The 18,721-nt window shown below is 36.5% G+C and carries 19 protein-coding genes; 13 read left to right on the top strand and 6 right to left on the bottom strand.

Features of this window, described 5'->3' with window-relative positions; translation table 11 throughout:
* Window positions 1–23: 23 nt before the first annotated feature.
* Complete coding sequence (locus tag CDIMF43_RS11090) at window positions 24–860, bottom strand: NAD(P)H-hydrate dehydratase (protein WP_109841992.1); 837 nt, start codon at window positions 858–860, stop codon at window positions 24–26.
* Between the two features lie 164 nt (window positions 861–1,024).
* On the opposite strand from CDIMF43_RS11090, the gene pepV reads away from it, so the two are divergent.
* The 3 genes from pepV (at window position 1,025) to CDIMF43_RS11075 (ending at window position 4,057) form a co-directional block, all read left to right on the top strand.
* Complete coding sequence (gene pepV, locus CDIMF43_RS11085) at window positions 1,025–2,434, top strand: dipeptidase PepV (protein ID WP_109841991.1); 1,410 nt, start codon at window positions 1,025–1,027, stop codon at window positions 2,432–2,434.
* Window positions 2,435–2,824: 390 nt separating this feature from the next.
* Complete coding sequence (locus CDIMF43_RS11080) at window positions 2,825–3,709, top strand: helix-turn-helix domain-containing protein (RefSeq protein ID WP_074403381.1); 885 nt, start codon at window positions 2,825–2,827, stop codon at window positions 3,707–3,709.
* A 78-nt stretch (window positions 3,710–3,787) separates the two neighbouring features.
* Window positions 3,788–4,057: a hypothetical protein gene (locus CDIMF43_RS11075; protein WP_074403380.1), complete on the top strand. Its 270-nt coding sequence runs from the start codon at window positions 3,788–3,790 to the stop codon at window positions 4,055–4,057.
* A 27-nt stretch (window positions 4,058–4,084) separates the two neighbouring features.
* On the opposite strand, the gene CDIMF43_RS11070 is transcribed toward CDIMF43_RS11075, so the two are convergent.
* The 3 genes from CDIMF43_RS11070 to CDIMF43_RS11060 all read right to left on the bottom strand — a co-directional run bounded on the left by CDIMF43_RS11070 (window position 4,085) and on the right by CDIMF43_RS11060 (window position 6,375).
* Complete coding sequence (locus CDIMF43_RS11070; RefSeq protein ID WP_074403379.1) at window positions 4,085–4,303, bottom strand: hypothetical protein; 219 nt, start codon at window positions 4,301–4,303, stop codon at window positions 4,085–4,087.
* Between the two features lie 118 nt (window positions 4,304–4,421).
* Window positions 4,422–5,603, bottom strand: a complete 1,182-nt coding sequence (locus CDIMF43_RS11065) for an iron-containing alcohol dehydrogenase (protein WP_074403378.1) — start codon at window positions 5,601–5,603, stop codon at window positions 4,422–4,424.
* Between the two features lie 109 nt (window positions 5,604–5,712).
* Window positions 5,713–6,375, bottom strand: coding sequence for an MgtC/SapB family protein (locus CDIMF43_RS11060; RefSeq protein WP_227001176.1), 663 nt, complete (start codon window positions 6,373–6,375; stop codon window positions 5,713–5,715).
* A gap of 164 nt (window positions 6,376–6,539) precedes the next feature.
* On the opposite strand from CDIMF43_RS11060, the gene CDIMF43_RS11055 reads away from it, so the two are divergent.
* The 3 genes from CDIMF43_RS11055 (at window position 6,540) to CDIMF43_RS11045 (ending at window position 9,374) form a co-directional block, all read left to right on the top strand.
* Entirely contained in the window at window positions 6,540–7,841 is a 1,302-nt protein-coding gene (locus tag CDIMF43_RS11055; RefSeq protein ID WP_074403376.1) for a murein hydrolase activator EnvC family protein, read from the top strand.
* Between the two features lie 107 nt (window positions 7,842–7,948).
* A complete protein-coding gene (locus CDIMF43_RS11050) occupies window positions 7,949–8,704 on the top strand; it encodes a TrmH family RNA methyltransferase (RefSeq protein ID WP_109841990.1) in 756 nt (251 codons plus the stop codon).
* 154 nt (window positions 8,705–8,858) lie between these two features.
* A complete protein-coding gene (locus CDIMF43_RS11045) occupies window positions 8,859–9,374 on the top strand; it encodes an HD domain-containing protein (RefSeq protein WP_074403374.1) in 516 nt (171 codons plus the stop codon).
* Window positions 9,375–9,427: 53 nt separating this feature from the next.
* On the opposite strand, the gene wrbA is transcribed toward CDIMF43_RS11045, so the two are convergent.
* Window positions 9,428–10,042 carry an NAD(P)H:quinone oxidoreductase gene (wrbA, locus tag CDIMF43_RS11040; protein WP_074403373.1) on the bottom strand — a complete coding sequence of 205 codons (615 nt, stop codon included), beginning with the start codon at window positions 10,040–10,042 and terminating at the stop codon, window positions 9,428–9,430.
* Window positions 10,043–10,245: 203 nt separating this feature from the next.
* Here wrbA and CDIMF43_RS11035 point away from each other — a divergent pair, with 203 nt between their 5' ends.
* The 7 genes from CDIMF43_RS11035 (at window position 10,246) to CDIMF43_RS11005 (ending at window position 17,607) form a co-directional block, all read left to right on the top strand.
* On the top strand, window positions 10,246–10,599 hold the full coding sequence (locus CDIMF43_RS11035; RefSeq protein ID WP_109841989.1) for a winged helix-turn-helix transcriptional regulator: 354 nt from the start codon (window positions 10,246–10,248) through the stop codon (window positions 10,597–10,599).
* A 487-nt stretch (window positions 10,600–11,086) separates the two neighbouring features.
* The gene (pheS, locus tag CDIMF43_RS11030; RefSeq protein WP_074403372.1) at window positions 11,087–12,133 is read left to right on the top strand and encodes a phenylalanine--tRNA ligase subunit alpha; all 1,047 of its coding nucleotides are present in this window, start codon (window positions 11,087–11,089) and stop codon (window positions 12,131–12,133) included.
* 5 nt (window positions 12,134–12,138) lie between these two features.
* Window positions 12,139–14,565: a phenylalanine--tRNA ligase subunit beta gene (gene pheT, locus CDIMF43_RS11025; RefSeq protein WP_109841988.1), complete on the top strand. Its 2,427-nt coding sequence runs from the start codon at window positions 12,139–12,141 to the stop codon at window positions 14,563–14,565.
* Window positions 14,566–14,648: 83 nt separating this feature from the next.
* Window positions 14,649–15,971 carry an APC family permease gene (locus tag CDIMF43_RS11020; protein WP_109841987.1) on the top strand — a complete coding sequence of 441 codons (1,323 nt, stop codon included), beginning with the start codon at window positions 14,649–14,651 and terminating at the stop codon, window positions 15,969–15,971.
* Window positions 15,972–16,134: 163 nt separating this feature from the next.
* On the top strand, window positions 16,135–16,728 hold the full coding sequence (locus CDIMF43_RS11015) for a TetR/AcrR family transcriptional regulator (protein ID WP_109841986.1): 594 nt from the start codon (window positions 16,135–16,137) through the stop codon (window positions 16,726–16,728).
* Window positions 16,725–16,964, top strand: coding sequence for a hypothetical protein (locus CDIMF43_RS11010; RefSeq protein ID WP_109841985.1), 240 nt, complete (start codon window positions 16,725–16,727; stop codon window positions 16,962–16,964). The genes CDIMF43_RS11015 and CDIMF43_RS11010 overlap by 4 nt, the downstream gene beginning before the upstream one ends.
* 187 nt (window positions 16,965–17,151) lie before the next feature.
* Complete coding sequence (locus tag CDIMF43_RS11005; protein ID WP_416171950.1) at window positions 17,152–17,607, top strand: helix-turn-helix domain-containing protein; 456 nt, start codon at window positions 17,152–17,154, stop codon at window positions 17,605–17,607.
* A gap of 60 nt (window positions 17,608–17,667) precedes the next feature.
* On the opposite strand, the gene rnhC is transcribed toward CDIMF43_RS11005, so the two are convergent.
* Window positions 17,668–18,606, bottom strand: a complete 939-nt coding sequence (gene rnhC, locus CDIMF43_RS11000) for a ribonuclease HIII (protein ID WP_109841983.1) — start codon at window positions 18,604–18,606, stop codon at window positions 17,668–17,670.
* Window positions 18,607–18,721 lie beyond the last annotated feature (115 nt).

Genomic DNA, 18,721 nt, shown 5'->3' with positions numbered 1-18,721 from the left:
TATAGAAGTGCCTCTCTTTTACTTTAAAAATCAAATTTTGTAGCATAATCCTTCATGACACAAGGAATCCGTTGGATAATTTGAGAAGGAAGTGTCACATAATGCGTTTTTGCTAAATCATCACTGATTCGACTATGAAGGTAAACAGCTGCCAAAATAGCTGTTTTACGGTTTGGAAATTGCGCTAAAAAGCCAGCTAACATGCCGGTTAATGTGTCTCCCATACCACCAGTTGCCATGGCAGGCGTTCCTGCTTCGTTTTGCCAGACTTCATCTTCAAAATAAATTTCTGAATGGTGTTTTTTTAAGACCACTTCTGCCCCTAATTGTTTTCTGAAATGTGCATTTAAATCTTTTGTTTGTTCTTCAATCGTTAAATGGCTCAATCGTTGCCATTCTCCTAAGTGAGGAGTATAAACAGTTTGTGCTACAGGCGTTTTAAGATTTTCAGAAGCCATTAAGGTAATCGCATCTCCATCAATGACGAGTCTTTGTTGAGGCGTACATGCAGCTAAAACAGCCTTTAAAATGAGTTGCGACTGGTCATCTAGCCCTAAGCCAGGCCCAATAACAACGGTTGTCGCTTTTTTCATGTGATGAATGACTTTTGCTGTATCATAGCCATCAATCACCATCGCTTCAGGTAATCTAGCGTGAAGTGCTGTATGGTTGCTTGGATGAGTTGCGACTGTAACAAGACCAGCGCCACTATAAACAGCAGCACTTGCAGCTAAAATAATCGCGCCTCCTAACTCTTGATTGCCACCAATCAAAAGAACATGCCCATAATTCCCTTTATAGCTTTCATTTTTTCGTTTTGGTAAAATTCCTTGTACGATATTTTGATTTAATTCTTTCATTATTTATTCCTCCTTGAGTCCCAATGTTCTCTTCTATTATAATAGGAATCGTATAGATTTGCACGAAATGAATTTTTTGAGAAAAAGATGCTCCTTGGATTGGTAAATATCGTAAAAAGTGATATGATTAAGATGTTGAAAATCAGGAAAAGGAGTGTTGATAAATGTCAATTGATTGGAAAAAAGAAGTAGAAAGTAGAAAAGACGATTTATTCGCGGATTTATTTACTTTACTAAAAATTGATAGTGTAAGAGATGATAGCAAAGCTTCAGAGGATGCACCAGTAGGTCCCGGACCAAAAGAAGCACTGTTAAAATTTTTAGAAATTGGCGCTCGTGATGGCTTTGTGACTAAAAATGTTGGCAATTTAGCTGGGCACATTGAATATGGTGCAGGGGATGAAACTTTAGGGGTTTTTGCTCACGTAGATGTTGTTCCTGTTGGAAGTGGCTGGACAAATCCTCCATTTGAGCCAGTAATCAAAGATGGACGTTTATATGCACGTGGTTCAAGTGATGATAAAGGACCTGGAATGGCTGGTTACTACGCTTTGAAAATCATTAAAGAATTAGGCTTACCCGTTTCTAAACGTGTTCGTTTTATTATTGGAACAGATGAAGAAAGTGGTTGGAAATGTATGGATCACTATCTAGCAGTTGAAGAAACACCTGATTTTGGTTTTTCTCCAGATGCAGAGTTCCCAATTATCAATGGAGAAAAAGGAATTTTAACGGTTCAATTAAGCTTTGGTGGAAATACTGAAGGCGGAGCAAATGAATTAATCAGCTTTAACTCTGGCTTACGTGAAAACATGGTCCCACAAGATGCTAAAGCCATTTTTATTTCAGAAGATGCAACTAAAATTGAAAAAGACTTTTTTGACTTTGTGGAACAAAATCCAATTACTGGAACTTGCCATATAGAAGGCAACCAAGTAACCATTGAAGTAGTTGGGAAAGGTGCTCATGGAATGGAACCAAAAGCTGGAATCAATGCGGCTACTTATTTGGCAACATTCTTAACAAACTATTCATTTGGTAGCGATGCTAAACATTACTTGGCTTTAACAGCTGAGTATTTACACGACGATTCAAGAGCAACTAAACTTGGGTTGAATTATGTAGACGCTGTGATGGGAGACCTGACAGTTAACCCTGGTGTGTTTCATTTTACAGCAAAAGAGGGCGGTTCAATTGCTTTGAATTTCCGTTTCCCACAAGGCATTACCATTGAAGAAATTGAAGCTGGCCTTGCAAGTAAACTAACTGATTTTGGTGTGACGTTGTCTCGTGGCAAAGCACAAACGCCTCATTACGTACCAGCAGATGATCCATTGGTTCAAACCTTACTTGATGTGTACGAAAAACATACGGGTGAAAAAGGAGTTGAAAAAACCATTGGTGGCGGAACTTATGGCCGTTTATTAAAACGCGGAGTAGCCTACGGCGCGATGTTCCCAAATAGCATCGATACCATGCACCAAACCGATGAATTTATGGCGATTGATGATATTATCAATGCAACAGTTATTTATGCAGATGCGATTTATCAATTGATTAAAAGTGAAGACTAAAACACATTAAAGAAATAGAAAGTTGTAAAGAGAGAGTGAATGCACGAACAGATGAATTCACTCGCCTCTTTATAACTTTTTTTCAATAACAAGAATATCGACATCCAGAAATTTTGTAAAGTAGTGAAACTGTCACTAATCTAACTAATAAAGAAGTTAAAATAAAAACAGTTGCTACGAAAGAAAAAGAGCAACTGTTTTCTTTTAGTTAGCCGAATGGCGTATCGCCATATGTTGAAGAATTTCCAACAGTTAAAATTAAATCCAATAAATTATTGATATTCATTTTATTATCCTCCTTTTATATGATATTATAATATTGTTGTACTTGATATTATCATATAACAGTTGTTTGTTAAAAGCAACAAAAATTTGAAAGGGGAAGTTAAAGTGATCATTTTAGGGGAGAAAGTAAAAGAGTTACGAAAGAATAAACGATTTAGTCAAAAGCAATTAGCAGAGGGTATTTGTACTCAGGTCACGATTAGTAAAATTGAAAATCATAATAGCATCCCAACGATGAACATTTTAAGTAAATTATGTGAAAGATTAGGTGTTGATATACACGATGTGTGTATTAATGAAGGCGATTCGAACGAAAATTATGCAATTTTTCAACAAGTAGATCAGCTGTGTGATATTTTTCAATACAAAGAAGCTTATGAAATTTTAAAGAAAAAACTCAATGAAGAACGGCTGTCAACTATACATGAAAAGAAAATGTATTTTTATTTAATGGGGAAAATATTGTTGATGGGCTTTAATGATATTGAAGAAGCGTTGCATTATTTAAATTTAGAGTTGATTGTGGATCGTAGTGAACGAGTTGATTTTACAGATGTCTTGGTTTCTAACACAATTGGAGTAGCTTATCATTTAAAAAAAGAAACGAGTAAAGCTAAAATTTACTTTGTCCAATCGATACAGGATTTAGAAAAACTGCCTAACCTTGATTTGAAAAATTTAGATAAAATTTTATTGATTTACTTCAATACAGCTAAGTTTTATTCGGATATTGGCGATTATCATGAGGCGATAAAGCTTTGTGAAACAGGCATTCAAATGGCAGAAGCTGAAAAAACAACGTCGCAATTAGACAAACTCTATTATGAAAAAGCTTTTAATGAAGCCATGAATGGACAGTTAGAAGAAGCTAAAAAAGGCTACTTTATTGCAATGGCTTTTGCGATTATGAATAAAAATGATGTGATTATTGAGATAATCAAAAAGAATATGAATAAATTTAAACTGACATTTGATAAGTTGTTTATTTGATTGCAGCAAAAAGGGTAATTACTGGCGAAAAATAAAAGATTTGCTATGATAAAGGTACTAGGAAAGTAGGTGCTGAAAATGAGTTATAAAATTACATTTCATACCGTTGATGGAAAAGCGATTATTGTGGAGGATGTGGTTGCAGAAAATCAAGTGGATGCGTGGAAAGAAGTTTGTCAGGTGAACAGTGAAGGGTATTTAATCTCTGTTAACAGCCGCCAAACTCTTCATCAAGTAATGAAACATCAGTTGGTAAGCATTGAAACCAAAGACAAGTCAGCGTCTTCTTTTAAAAATACAGAGACGGCAATGACGGCCATAGATGCATTGTCAAATATGGGGATTTAAACAAAGCAACACTTTAGTTAAAATGAACTAAAGTGTTTTTTTTGCGGTCATTTCAAAAATTTGGAGTAAAGATGAATGAATTTGATAGGTCACACCAGCGTAATAAACGGTGACAGAAGGAGTATCAAATAAATGGTTGTCTTTGCCAATTAGCCACAGGTCCAAGGGAACTCCATCAATCGTTGCCTCAGGATCAAGAGTCACACATGTCCATTCGCCGATTAAGTTCGCATACAAATAGCGCAAATTAAGACACCTCGCTTTCCGTTTAAGTATAGCGAATTTTGAATAAAAATAAAAGATGTTCTTTTATTAATGTAAAAATAGTCAAGAGCAACTTTAGCTCTTGACTATTTTTTTGTGCTTACAAAGCATTTAAATAAATACGGCGACTAATTTCTAACGTTTGATCACGGCGTTCTGAAATAGCTGTTAACTGATGTTTTTCAAGTTGAGCAACAAGTGGTTCCACCACTTCTTCACCTAAATCATACTCTTTAAAGTGAGTAGGTGCTCCAAGTTGTTCAAAAAAGGCGCGGGTTTTTGAAATCGCTAATTGAATTTTTTCATCCTCTGTTGCATCTGTAATGTGCCAGACACGTTCCGCATATTGAATTAATTTTTCACGTTTTTCATGTTGACGAATTTCCATTAAAGAAGGCAACACGATTGCTAATGTTCGTGCATGGTCAATATGATACAAGGCAGTAATCTCATGGCCTAAACTATGACTTGCCCAGTCTTGAGGAACTCCAGGAGCTAGAATACGATTTAGCGCATTGGTAGCAGTCCACATAAAGTTAGCTCGTAAATTATAATCATGATTGTTTTCATCAATAACCTTTGGTCCAATTTCAATCAGTGTTTGTAATAACCCTTCTGAAAAACGGTCTTGCACCATGCCGCCAACTGGATACGTTAAATATTGCTCCATAATATGAACAAAGGAGTCAATTACGCCATTTGCTAATTGTCTAGTTGGTAGTGTGTACGTTAATTCAGGCTCTAAAATTGAAAATTTAGGGAAGGAGAAGGGGCTACCAAAAGAGAGTTTTGCTTTCTTTTCAACGAAAGTAACCACTGCACCATTATTCATTTCTGAACCCGTTGCGGGTAAGGTTAACACAGTACCAAATGGTAGGGATTTAGTAACAGGCAAACCTTTGCCAATACCAGCGCCGAAGATATCAATCGGATCGCCATCAAAAATAGCACCTGCTGCGATAAATTTCGTTCCATCAATAACTGATCCTCCGCCGACAGCTAATAGGAATTCATAGTTTTCTGCCTTTACTAATGCTACAGCCTTCATTAAGGTTTCATATGTTGGGTTGGCTTCGATTCCACCAAATTCTCCAATCGTACGGTTTGGTAAAGCTTCTTTGACCTTATCTAAAGTTCCGAAACGAACGACACTTCCACCGCCATATAAAATCAGTACCTTTTTATCCTTAGGAACTAAACGATCTAGTTCAGGAATACGATTTTTCCCAAAGACGATTTCTGTGGGATTGTAAAAATTAAAATTTGCAATTTCAGTTTGCATAAAACACCATCCTAAATGTGAGACTTTAAAGTAAGTATACTCCTAACAAGCACACATAGAAAGTAATAAACTCTATTAAAAAAGACGAATCCCATTCGATTCGTCTCTTTTAATTAATTTTTTCGACAGTCACATGAGGCAATTCTTGCAAAGCTTGAACCAGTTCCATTTCTTCTTCGTAATTTTTAGTCCGAATGGTGAAAGAAACGTGATAGACTTTTGTTTCTTCAAAAATTTCTCGTTTCGATTCAAAAGTTTGATAAATTTTTTGTTTGCTTTGCATAAGCTCTGTAATCTTAGGTAAGGAATCTGCTTTTGTTGTAGAAATTTGAAAAGAAGTTGTGTGATGTTCTATTTTTCGAAACATCAGATTCGATAGTTCAAAACCAACTAGCGTTAAAAGGGTAGCACTCACACTAATCCAATACATGCCACCACCAACAGCTAAACCAATACCAGAAGTTGCCCAAATACCAGCTGCACTAGTCAAACCTACGACACTTTGTTTTTGAATGATAATCATACCAGCTCCAATAAAGCCAATACCGCTGACAACTTGTGCAGCTACACGACTCACATCTAAGCTATAGCCAGGTTGACCCACAACGTCCCCAAATCCATGTTGAGAGACAATCATTAAAAGGGCGCTTCCTAAGCACACTAAAAAATGTGTCCGAATCCCGGCTTCTTTTGCACGGAACTCACGATCTACACCAATGATTCCGCCTAAAAAACTGGCTAAAATTAAGCGTAATAATAAAATCCAATCCATTTTCATCAGTCCTTTTAAAACATTTTCTTACTATAGTATAGCATAATTAGGAAAAAAGAGTGGCTGTAACAATTTGCCACTCGCTTGTTACAAAACTAATATAATATTACAAGCAGTGCTATGCTATAATTTAGAAAACGAATACAAGTTATTAGGAGGACACTGTGAAAAAAATCATTCAACTAAGTTTAATTTCAACGATAGTCGTATCAACTTTTTCAGTTTTGCCAATGATGCAAACATCAGCTGCAACTACTGAGGAAATCACTCAACAACAACAAGAAATTGAGTCAAAATCAGCAACCGTTGAAAATGGAATCGAAGCTACTGAGGAATCATTACAATCATTAGAAACTGAAAAAAGCACTTTAGAAAAAGAAGTTCAATCTCTACAAAAACAAATCGACGACGTCATGAAAAAATTAGAAGAGCAACAAGTAAACTTAAAAGATTCAGAAGTAAAAATCAATGAGTTAAAAGAAAAAATAGCTACTTTAGAAGACCGAATTCAACAACGTACACAGAAATTAGAAAATCAAGCGCGCTTCGTCCAAACGGATGGCGACACACATAGTCTAGCAACGATTGTTTTAACTGCTGAAAATTTTTCTGATTTAATTGGAAAAGTAACGGCCGTGACTCAATTGGTGTATGCAAACAAACAAATTGTAACGGATCAAGAAAACGATCAAAAAGAATTGAAAACAGCTGAAACTGCAGCGATTAATGAAAAAAAGGTAGCTGAAAATTTAAAAAATGAAATTGAACGTTCAAAGAATAATTTGTATGCTCAAAAATCAGAACTAGATGATAAAATCCTTCAAATTGCAACAAAATATCAACTTACGGAAGCCGAAAAAAACACTTTGATTTCTGAAAAAAATACACTTGCCACGCAAACAAGTAAACTTACCAGTGATTTAAAAGCTGAACAAGATCGCATTGTGGCTGAACAAGCAGCAAAAGTTGCAGCAGATAAAAAGGCGGAAGAAATGGCGACGCCAACAACTAATACTCCGCCAGCTAGCAATGAAGAAACACCCACCCCTCCAAGTACAGGAGGAACAACCTTTATTCGACCAAGTAATGGGTACGTATCGTCACCATTTGGTTACCGTAGCGATCCTTTTACAGGAGCACAAACCTTCCATAAAGGAATCGATTTAGCAGGAAGTGGAGCAATTAAAGCAGCAGCTGACGGCGTTGTAGAGTATTCAAATTACAACAATGGCGGTTATGGTTATTTAGTAATCATCAATCATGGCGCTATTAACGGCGTCAATTATCAAACATACTATGCTCATATGGCACCTGGAAGCCTAACAATGGTGGCAGGACAGACGGTTCGTCAAGGGCAACAAATTGGGGTTATGGGAACAAGTGGTTCCTCAACCGGTGTGCACCTTCATTTTGAAGTTCGAGAAAATGGCACACCAGTGAATCCAGCACCATTTATTGGATTGTAATTATCTGTTATACTAGTTAAGACGTCACAAAAATAAACCAAACCAAGCGTCTTTTGAGTTTACTCAAAGGACGCTTTTAGTTAAGAGCGAACTAGGAGGCAATAACGATGGAGACAATTCTATCTGTTAAAAATGAACGAGTAAAACAATGGAAAAAATTACAAACGAGAAAAGGCAGAGAAAAAGCAAAACGTTATTTGATTGAAGGGTTTCATTTAGTAGAAGAGGCGATTCACTATGATGCACCGATTGTTGAACTTTTAATCAGTGAAGAACATGAGGACTTAGCGTTTAAATACCCACTAGATAAACAAGTTATGATTTCAAAAGAAATTGCCAATCAATTAAGCGAAACACCTACAACGCAAGGTGTGTTCGCGGTAATTTCCTTACAGAAAAATCAAGCAACCCCAACTTTTACCAAGCCATTTCTATGTTTAGATACTGTGCAAGATCCTGGCAATTTAGGAACAATGATTCGTACAGCTGATGCTGCGGGATTTGGTGGAGTCGTGTTAGGCAGTGGAACAGTGGATATGTATAATAGCAAGGTTTTACGTTCAATGCAGGGAAGTCACTTTCATTTACCTATCTTTGAAGGCGATTTAACTGAATGGTTTGAAACGTTTAAGCAGCAGAATGTTCCTATTTATGGGACAGAGTTAAACGAAGCCGCTGTTAGCTACACGAGTATTCCTAAAACAGATGCATTTGCTATCGTAATGGGCAATGAAGGCAATGGGATGCAGGCTGATTTATTAGCTAAAACAACTAAGAATCTCTATATTCCAATAACAGGAAAAGCAGAGTCCTTAAATGTTGCTGTAGCAGCAGGGATTTTAATGTTTACATTGAAAAAATAAGTTGTGACAAAAAAATTAAGGATTGTTTAAAATTCTATAAATTGAATTCCTTCTACTATTAATTGTAGTAAAAAGGTGTAAAATAGAAGTTAGCAAGAAAATAGTAGAGCGATTCAGCTTCATATCAAGAACTCTAAAAAAAGGAAGTCGTTAAATGACGGAACCAAAATGGAAAACAGATACCGAATATATTGGACATATTGAGGATTTAATCAACCGCAAAGAAGTGCAACAACTTTCTGAGTATACTCAACATCATTTTACAACCAGACTTGAACATTCCATTAGTGTGTCTTACCGAAGTTACCGAATTACTAAAAAGTTCGGCTGGAATGCACGTTCAACAGCCAGAGCAGGTTTGCTACATGATCTGTTTTACTATGACTGGAGAACAACGAAGTTTGATGAAGGAACGCATGCCTATGTACATCCAAGAATGGCTTGTGAAAATGCTGAAAAATTAACACCATTGTCTGATTTAGAAAAAGACATTATTATTAAACATATGTGGTTAGCAACGATTGCGCCACCTCGTTATAAAGAAAGTTACGTTGTAACTTTTGTCGATAAGTATTGCGCTTGTGCGGAGGTTATTGCGCCGTTGATGGGTCGCGCTACTGCTAGTGTGAAAAACACTTGGTTAAAACTGAAAGTATCCGTTCAATCATAAAAAAAAAGTTTAACTCGTCAATTTGCGAGTTAAACTTTTTTATTGACTAAAAATTATAAGCCATTTTTTAAAGCTGTTGCTACTTGAACCAAACGTTTTGCTTGATCTGCAACAGCAGGTTGGATATTTTTTGCATCCACTACTTCTCCGTCTTGACTGATTGTCGCGCTGCTTCCGTAAGGGTTCCCACCTGCGCCGAAAGTACTTTGATTGATGTAACCAGTTGGGACAAGAATGGTACTCCAATGTTGCATTACAGTATAAATGCTTTGAATGACTTCTTCTTGGCCACCATGTGGGTTACCAGCTGTTGCCATTGCTGTGACAGCTTTATTTGCTAATTTTCCTTGTGCCCAAAGTCCACCTTGTAAGTCAATAAATTGTTTTAATTGGCTAGCCATCACACCAAAACGTGAAGGAGAGCTAAAAATAATTCCGTCTGCCCATTCTAAATCAGCGCTTGTTGCTTCAGGAATATCAGCCGTTTCGTTAACATTTTTACGCCATAAAGGATTTGAATCAATAGCAACATCAGGAGCTAATTCATGCACTTTCAATAAGCGAACTTCAGCACCAGCTTCTTTTGCAGCCTCAGCTGCCCAACGAGCCATTTGAGTATTTCCTCCTGTTGAACTATAGTAAATGACAGCAATTTTTGTGTTTGACATGTTTCATTCCTCCAATTGTTTTTTTTACTTACTTTATATTAGTATCCTACTCCTATTGTAAAAAATAAGCAAATAATAACTCTTTATTTTTTTAGAAATGTGCTATACTATAGAAACTAATAAAAAAAAAGAGTGAGAATTAAAAGCAAGTTACTTATTTTTTATAACCATTAATGCTATAATAAAAAAAAGAGGTGAAGAAGATGACATCATGTGAAGAAAGACAGAAAACGATTTGTCCAAAATTTGAGCAAACTTTTTCTATTTTAGGGAAAAAATGGATGGGGCTCATTATCGACGTCTTGTTAGAAGGGCCACAACGTTTTAAAGATATGGCAGCGAAAATTCCAAGTGTTAGTGATCGTGTGTTAGTTGAGCGCTTAAAAGAGCTTGAACAAGCAGGCATCGTAACACGAACTGTCTATCCCGATTCACCTGTTAGAGTAGCATATAGTCTAACTGAAAAAGGCGAGTCATTAAAACCTGTAATGGATGAAGTTCAATGCTGGGCAGATAAATGGATCGACTCAGAAGAAAATGTCCCACAAACCGTATAAGAATAAATTCTCTAATCCCTTACTCAATGAACCTTAAAGCTGTTGATTTCCTCTTTTTAAAAGAGAAGAATCAACAGCTTTTTATCATTTAAATGAAAAAGAAAAATAGAATCTGCTTGACGAACCTTGATTTATTCCGTAAACTAAGGAAGAGAAACAATTGAATACACATATAAAACAATGACAGAAAAAAAGTAAGTAGTATGGACTCCGTAAGGTAGAGACAAATGGCGTGGCTGAAACCATTTGAAAGGAATCAGATACTGGTGAACATTCACTTCTCGAGTTGACTTTTGGCTATTGCAAATTGTAATGAAAGAAGTTCCGGCATTAGCCGTTATCTAAATGAAGTGCAGTCTAGTTGCTATTATGCAATTAACTGAACAAGGGTGGTACCGCGATTCTAAGACCTCGTCCCTTTCTGGGGAATAGGTCTTTTTTTATTTGCCTAAAACAACCTAAATACACTATAAAGGAGTAGAAAATGATGGATTTAAAAGCAAAAATTGAAAGTTTAAAAGAAGAAGCACTAGCAAAAGTAGCAGCTTCTGAAAATCTAGATGTATTGAACCAAGTGCGTGTAGCGTATCTAGGGAAAAAAGGACCGCTAACAGAAGTTTTACGAGGTATGAAAGATTTATCGGCTGAGGAACGTCCAAAAGTAGGGGCATTGGCTAACGTGGTACGTGATGAAATTACGACGATGCTAGAAGAGAAAAAAGCAACTTTAGAAATGAAAAAAATTAATGAAGCTTTAGCAAATGAAGCCATTGATGTTACCCTACCTGGTAGTCATGTTAGCGTAGGTCAACCACATGTCTTAACACAAATTATTGAAGAAATTGAAGATTTGTTTATTGGAATGGGCTATGAAGTTATTGAAGGTCCTGAAGTTGAAGAAGACCGTTACAACTTTGAAATGATGAACTTGCCAAAAGATCATCCAGCCAGAGATATGCAAGATACCTTCTATATTACAGAAGAAATTTTACTAAGAACCCACACGTCTCCTGTTCAAGCTAGAACAATGGAGAAGCATGATTTTACAAAAGGACCATTAAAAATGATCAGTCCAGGAAGAGTGTATCGTCGCGATAGTGATGACGCTACTCACTCACATCAATTCCATCAAATAGAAGGTTTAGTCATCGATAAAAATATTACAATGGGTGACTTAAAAGGAACCCTTGAAGTTTTTGCTAAACAACTATTTGGAGCAGATCGTGAAATTCGTTTGCGCCCAAGTTATTTCCCATTTACTGAACCTTCTGTTGAAGTGGACGTGAGCTGTTTTAAATGTGGTGGAGCAGGTTGTAACGTATGTAAGCATACAGGATGGATCGAGATTTTAGGCGCAGGAGTCGTTCATCCCAATGTTCTTGAAATGGCAGGCATTGATAGCTCTGTTTATGGCGGATTTGCCTTTGGGATGGGACCAGATCGCGTTGCGATGTTAAAATACGGAATCGATGATATCCGTCATTTCTATCAAAATGATGTACGTTTCTTAAATCAATTCAAGGTGAAGGAGTAAAAATCATGAATGTATCTTATAACTGGTTAAATGAATATTTAGATTTAAACGCAAATAAAGAGATTACCCCTGAAAAATTAGCGGATAGAATGTCTCGGACTGGGATTGAAGTCGAAGATGTTTTTAAAGGCGAAACAGGTTTAAAGAAAATCGTTGTGGGACATACCCTTTCAGTAGTAGATCATCCAGATTCAGATCACTTGCACATTTGCCAAGTAGATATCGGTGAAGAGGAGCCAACCCAAATCGTTTGTGGTGCGCCAAATATTGCTAAGGATCAAAAAATTATTGTGGCTTTACCAGGAGCGAGAATTACTGGGAATGCAAAAATCAAAAAAGGCAAAATTCGTGGGAAAGTTTCAAATGGAATGGTTTGTTCTTTAAGTGAATTAGGCTTTTCTGAAAAAGTGGTGCCTAAAAAATACGCAGATGGTATTTATGTTTTACCAGCAGAAGCAGTAGCAGGAGAAGAAGTTTTTCCATATCTAGCAATGGATGATGCGATTTTAGAATTATCCATTACACCAAACCGTGCAGATGCCTTAAGCATGCGTGGAGTAGCTTATGAAGTTGGTGCAATTTATGATCAAAAACCAACTTTTAAAGAAGTGGTTCTAACAGAAGACTCTTCAGAAAAAGCAGCCGATTACATTCAAGTAGAAGTTGAAAATTCAACAGATGTTCCAAGTTACAACATGCGCATTATTAAAGATGTAAAAATTGCCGAAAGTCCATTATGGATGCAAACAAAATTAATGAACGCTGGCATTCGCCCAATCAACAATGTGGTGGATATTACAAATTATATTCTTTTAGAATACGGCCAGCCTCTACATGCATTTGATTATGATCGCTTAGGATCAAAAGAAATTTTAGTTCGTCGTGGCAAAAAAGGGGAAGTAGTGGTTACTTTAGATGGCGAAGAACGTCAATTAAGCGAGGATAACATTGTTGTAACAAATGGTGAAATTCCAGTGGCACTTGCCGGTGTTATGGGTGGTTTGGATTCTGAAATTCAAGAAGATACCGTTACTGTCGCGTTGGAATCTGCTTTATTTGAATCAACTACCATTCGTAGAACAGCAAAAGAGTTCAATTTACGCAGTGAAGGCAGCGCACGCTTTGAAAAAGGAATTAACACTAGCACTATTTTAACAGCGTGCGATCATGCCGCGCAGTTAATGGTGGAGCTTGCTGGCGGTACAATCGTCAGCGGAGTGGTTTCAAAAAATGTCTTAAAACCAATGGATAGTTCATTAAATATTACATTAGATCGAATCAATGGCTCGTTAGGAACAGCTATTTCAAGTGAAGAAGTTGTTGCCATTTTTGAACGCTTAGGTTTTGGAGTCACTCATTCAGAAGGACTTTTTGATGTAACGATTCCACCAAGACGTTGGGATATTTCCATTGAAGCCGATTTGATTGAAGAAGTGGCACGGATTTACGGATACGATAATTTGCCTTCAACACTACCAATTAGTGAGGCAACACCTGGAATGCTAAATGAAAATCAGCGTTTGGTTCGTCATACAAGACGTTCCCTTGAAGGGGCAGGATTGTCACAAGCTATTAGTTATGTGTTAACGACACCAACGAAAGCCAGTCAATTTATGATGCGTGAAAGCGAAGCCACCATGTTGGATATGCCAATGACGGAAGAGCGTAGTACGTTACGTATGAACTTATTAAGTGGCTTATTGGATGATGTTCGTTATAACAAAGCACGTAAAAATCAAGATGTTGCCCTTTATGAAATCGGTCGTGTCTTTTATAAAGTAGCAGGGGAAGTCTTGCCTTTAGAAGAAGAACACGTCGCTGGTGTAATGACTGGTTTAGAAGTGACAAGTGATTGGCAACAAAGTGGCAAAGCAGTTGATTTCTTCACTGTCAAAGGTGTGATTGAAGGATTACTTGCGATGTACGGATTTACAGGTTCCATCAGCTATCAAAAGGCAGAAACTTTAGACGGAATGCACCCAGGTAGAACGGCTTTGATTTTATTAGATGGTGAAGAAATTGGGTATTTAGGCCAAATTCATCCATTACGTGCTAAAGAGTACGATTTAAAAGAAACCTATGGTTTTGAAATCAATTTACAAAAAGTAATGGATGCACCAAAAGCACCAACGGTTTATCAAACGATTCCTAAATATCCTGGTATGACAAGAGATATGGCATTGTTAGTAGATGAAACTGTTGATAATCAAGAGTTAACGACTTTAATTAAAGCTAAAGGTGGAAAATATTTACAAGATGTTCAATTATTTGACGTTTATAACGGTGAAAAAATTGAAGCGGGTAAAAAGTCAATGGCATACAAATTGATTTATTTAAACCCAGAAGCAACGCTTGTAGAAGAGGAAGTAACATCGGCATTTGAAAAAGTAACAAATGCACTAGTAGAAACCTTCCATGTTGTGGTAAGATAAGAAAATCAATTATAGAAAAAGAACGCTATTGTTGAATAGGGTTCTTTTTCTTTATTAGTAAAAAAAGGATGTGACCGTATTTTATGGGAGGAACACAATTGAAAAAAGAAGTGAGTGCTTTAACCGCGCTTACCGTCGTGATAGGAACGGTTATTGGAGCAGGCATCTTTTTTAAACCAACTGCTGTATATGGCGCAGCCGGCTCACCTGGATTAGGTCTATTGGCATGGGTGTTAGGTGGCGTTATTGCGATTGCCGGAGGTTTGACAGTTGCCGAGATTGGAACGATTTTTCCAGAAACAGGCGGTATGATGATTTACTTAGAAAAAGTATTTGGAAAGTGGCTTGGATTTTTAGTAGGTTGGGCACAAATGATTGTCTATTTTCCAGCCAATATTGCAGCATTAGCTATTATATTTGCTACACAAGTAACGAGTTTATTTGATTTATCAATGGGGTATTTGATTCCAATTGCAATTTGTGTTGCTAGTTTAGTAATGGGGATGAATTTATTAGGAACTAAATATGGTGGTTTTGTTCAAAATGTTTCAACTTTATTAAAATTAATCCCAATTGCTGTTATTATTATTGCAGGTTTGCTTTATCCAGGAGGTGGTGTTGTTCGATTGTTGCCAATGAGCGTAACAGATCACCCCTTTGTAACTAGCCTAGGATCTGCTTTAGTTGCAACCGTATTTGCTTATGATGGATGGATGAACGTCGGCGCGCTAGCTGGGGAAATGAAAAATCCTGGCAAAGTGCTACCTAAAGTAATTATCGGAGGTTTGTCGGTCGTTATGTCGGTGTACTTATTGATTAATATTGCCTACCTATTCGTTTTAGACGCACCTCAATTGGCAGCTACGGATACACCTGCAGCCGCTGTAGCGCATGCTTTATTTGGTGGTTTTGGAGGAAAACTTGTGACGATTGGAATTTTAATTTCAGTTTTTGGCGGAATTAACGGATATACGATTTCTGGATTAAGAATTCCATATGCATTAGGAAGCCAAAATTTATTGCCTTTTAGCAATTGGTTTAGCAAGTTAAGTAAATCTGGAAATATGCCAACAAATGGAGGAATCTTAATGTTGGTGATTTCAATTGTGATGATTTGCTCGGGACAATTTAATCAACTGACGGATTTAATTGTTTTTGTCATTTGGATTTTCAATACGTTAACTTTTGTTGCGGTGATTAAGTTAAGACGAACCAACCCTGAATTGGTTCGACCTTACAAGGTTCCCTTCTATCCAGTCGTTCCTTTAATTGCGATTTTAGGTGGTTTCTATATCATTTTAAATACACTATATGTTCAGCCTTTAAATGCAGGTTTAGGATTATTATTAACGTTACTAGGTATTCCAGTGTATTTATATCAACAAAATAAACTAAAAAAAAGGTAAATAAAAACTTCTAGAAGTTGTGGGAATCACGACGTTCTAGAAGTTTTTTTAGTATCAAAAAAAAGAGTGATCGTTCGTGAATAGTTGTGTTGTTTTATTCATGAATTTATTATAAAATATATTCATATTCAGAACGAATAAGAAAAGAGAAGGAGGTTTAGGAATGGTAAGAGGATTTTCAGAAGAGGACAAGCTTCAGATTAAGGAAAAATTAAAAAGAGCTTGTGAGGAGAGCTGGAAGACAAATGGCTACAAACGAACGAGCATTCCATACTTAACGAAGACTGTTGGAATTTCAACAGGAGCTTTTTATTTAATGTATGAAACCAAAGAACAGCTTTTTATTGAAGTTCTTGAGAGGGTACAAGAAAAGTTGTTGACAACATGGGCGGACTTTATTCAAGAGGAAGATTCTTCATTACGAGGGTTTAAAAAAGGAATGCAGTGGCTGTTTAAAGAATATCGTCAGTATCCAGCTTTGTATAATTTTAATAACTCAGAGTATGATTTATTTTTTGCCAAATTACCTCAAGAGCAAGTCACGCAGTTAAAAGAAAAAAGCTTGGACATTTTTTCAGAAGTAATTCACACTTCTAACTTGCATTTGTTGTTGCCTGAAAAAGAGGCGATTGACATTATCCACACTATTTTATTTTTGGCAACAATTGATCGAGATACGTTAACAGCTACAGAAAAATCTTTTGAATTTTTATTAGACCACTCATTGCCAGGGATTTTTAAGGAGGAAAACAGATGATAAAAAAAGTGCATTATTCGTTAAATAAGTTCAATCAGAAAATGGGAATTTCAGTTACACTGCCGGTGCCAACTAAACGTTCGTTAAAAAGAAGTCAATATGCAAATGGACTGATTGCGACTGGATGTCTAGTTCTAAGTGTTCCGTTTTCTTCAAAATTATTGCTGGGAATTGGTGTATTAAGTGCAGCAAGTATCGTAGTTACTCAAATGGAAATAAAAGCATTAGAAGATTAAATTGTTACTTTTTTGGAAATAATAACTAAAACACTATCCAAAATAAACTACTTGAAATAAATTTATTTTGTAGTAAATTTGTTTCAAAAATGTTGATTTAATAGCAATGACAGTTGGGCTGTCCGACATGCTTGTAAGGCAATCTTTAAAAAAAACTTTTTTTCTTTTAGGATAATGGAACGAGGAGATGGCAGATATGAATTTTGGCAAACAAATCAAAAAAGTTAGAACTGATAATAAATTAACACAAGAACAATTGGCTCAAAAACTAATGGTTTCTAGACAAGCTGTTTCTAGTTGGGAGAATGATCGGAATTTACCTGATTTAGAAATGGTGGTGCGCATTGCAAAATTATTTGACATCTCACTCGATCAATTAATTTTAGGAGATGAACAGATGACAAACAAATTAGTTAAAGATGCAAGTGAAGTCAGAAAAGCAAAACTGATGGTGATGAGTACGAGCCTGTTGTTAATAGGTGGACTTTGTTTCTTATCCAGTGCATTTACAGAATCAAGAGTTGACAGCAATGGTCTGTTACATGAACCTTACTTTTTCTTAATCCCCCTAGGCTACTTATTTCTTTTTAGTGGTGTGATTACATGGATTATTCATTTCGTAGTAAAGCGCAAAAAGCGTTAACAAAAAAACAACTTCTATTCAATTGAATAGAAGTTGTTTTTTTTGAAACGGGCGTCTTTTTTAGTAGCGACCACTGATTTTTTTTGCTTTTTCAGTATTAGCAAAGTGAAGTTTGGCGTATTTTCCTAGCAGTGTTACGCCACCTCTTTTTAATAGTTTAGCTGCAACCAAATCGACATTGCTTCCAGCGCCAGAAGGAATGTTCGTTCCAGCTTCTGCAGATAGGTCGTCCAATCCTTTTAAAAAGGCATAACGAGCAATGATAGAAGCTGCAGCCACAGCTAAGTGATGTCCCTCGCCTTTCGTTTGGAAGTAAACCCGCTCTTTTATTTGCGCAGGTTGATCTTGAATGTGTTTAAAATAAGTACTAGGCAATTCAAATTGATCAATTAAAATGGCATCCGGTTTTTGTGGAGAAATCTTAGCTAAGACATGTCCTAAGGCTTGATTGTGTAAGACTGCTTTCATTTTTCCTTGGGTCATTGTTGGTTGAATTTGATTGTATTTCTCTGGCATTACATTGAGCAAGCTAAAAGGTAAAAAGGTCATCAAGTCTTTCGCAATGGCAATGATTTGAGGATCTTTTAAGTCTTTAGAGTCTCGCACACCCAGCTCCTTTAGCAATGGAATTTGACTTTTTTCAACATAAGCTGCTACAACCGTTAACGGACCAAAGTAACTGCCTGTTCCCACCTCATCGCTTCCGATAACGGACCAAGAATCAAATCCGTGGGGAAGTGGCGTGTCGATTGGTTTTTTACTAGTGCTTTTTTTTGAGGGTAAAGTAGTAGTGGCCTTGCTCTTCCAAATATGGGCTTCTTGCTCAGCCGAACTTCCTTGAAATAAAACTTTACCAGAATTGTAGCCCGTGATATTTACTGAACTTTTTTTTGCAGCAAAAAGTGCCCCAGGTGGAGTAGTAGGTTTTAAATAGTCTTGATAATAATTTTTCATTTCTTTAAGAGTTGCTGTTGCAACCGTTAATACATCATTTGCCAAGCGGATTCACTCATTTCTAATCCATTGATTTTCTTATAAGTTTACCATATTTTACTGAAAAACGAGTCGAAAGCCTTAATTTAATCTTAAATCAAGTGATTTTCTTAAAAAAGAA

The organism is Carnobacterium divergens (genome assembly GCF_900258435.1).
Classification (GTDB): domain Bacteria; phylum Bacillota; class Bacilli; order Lactobacillales; family Carnobacteriaceae; genus Carnobacterium; species Carnobacterium divergens_A.
The sequence above is the reverse complement of the archived record's forward strand: the minus strand, read 5'-3'. Positions and strand labels throughout refer to the sequence as shown.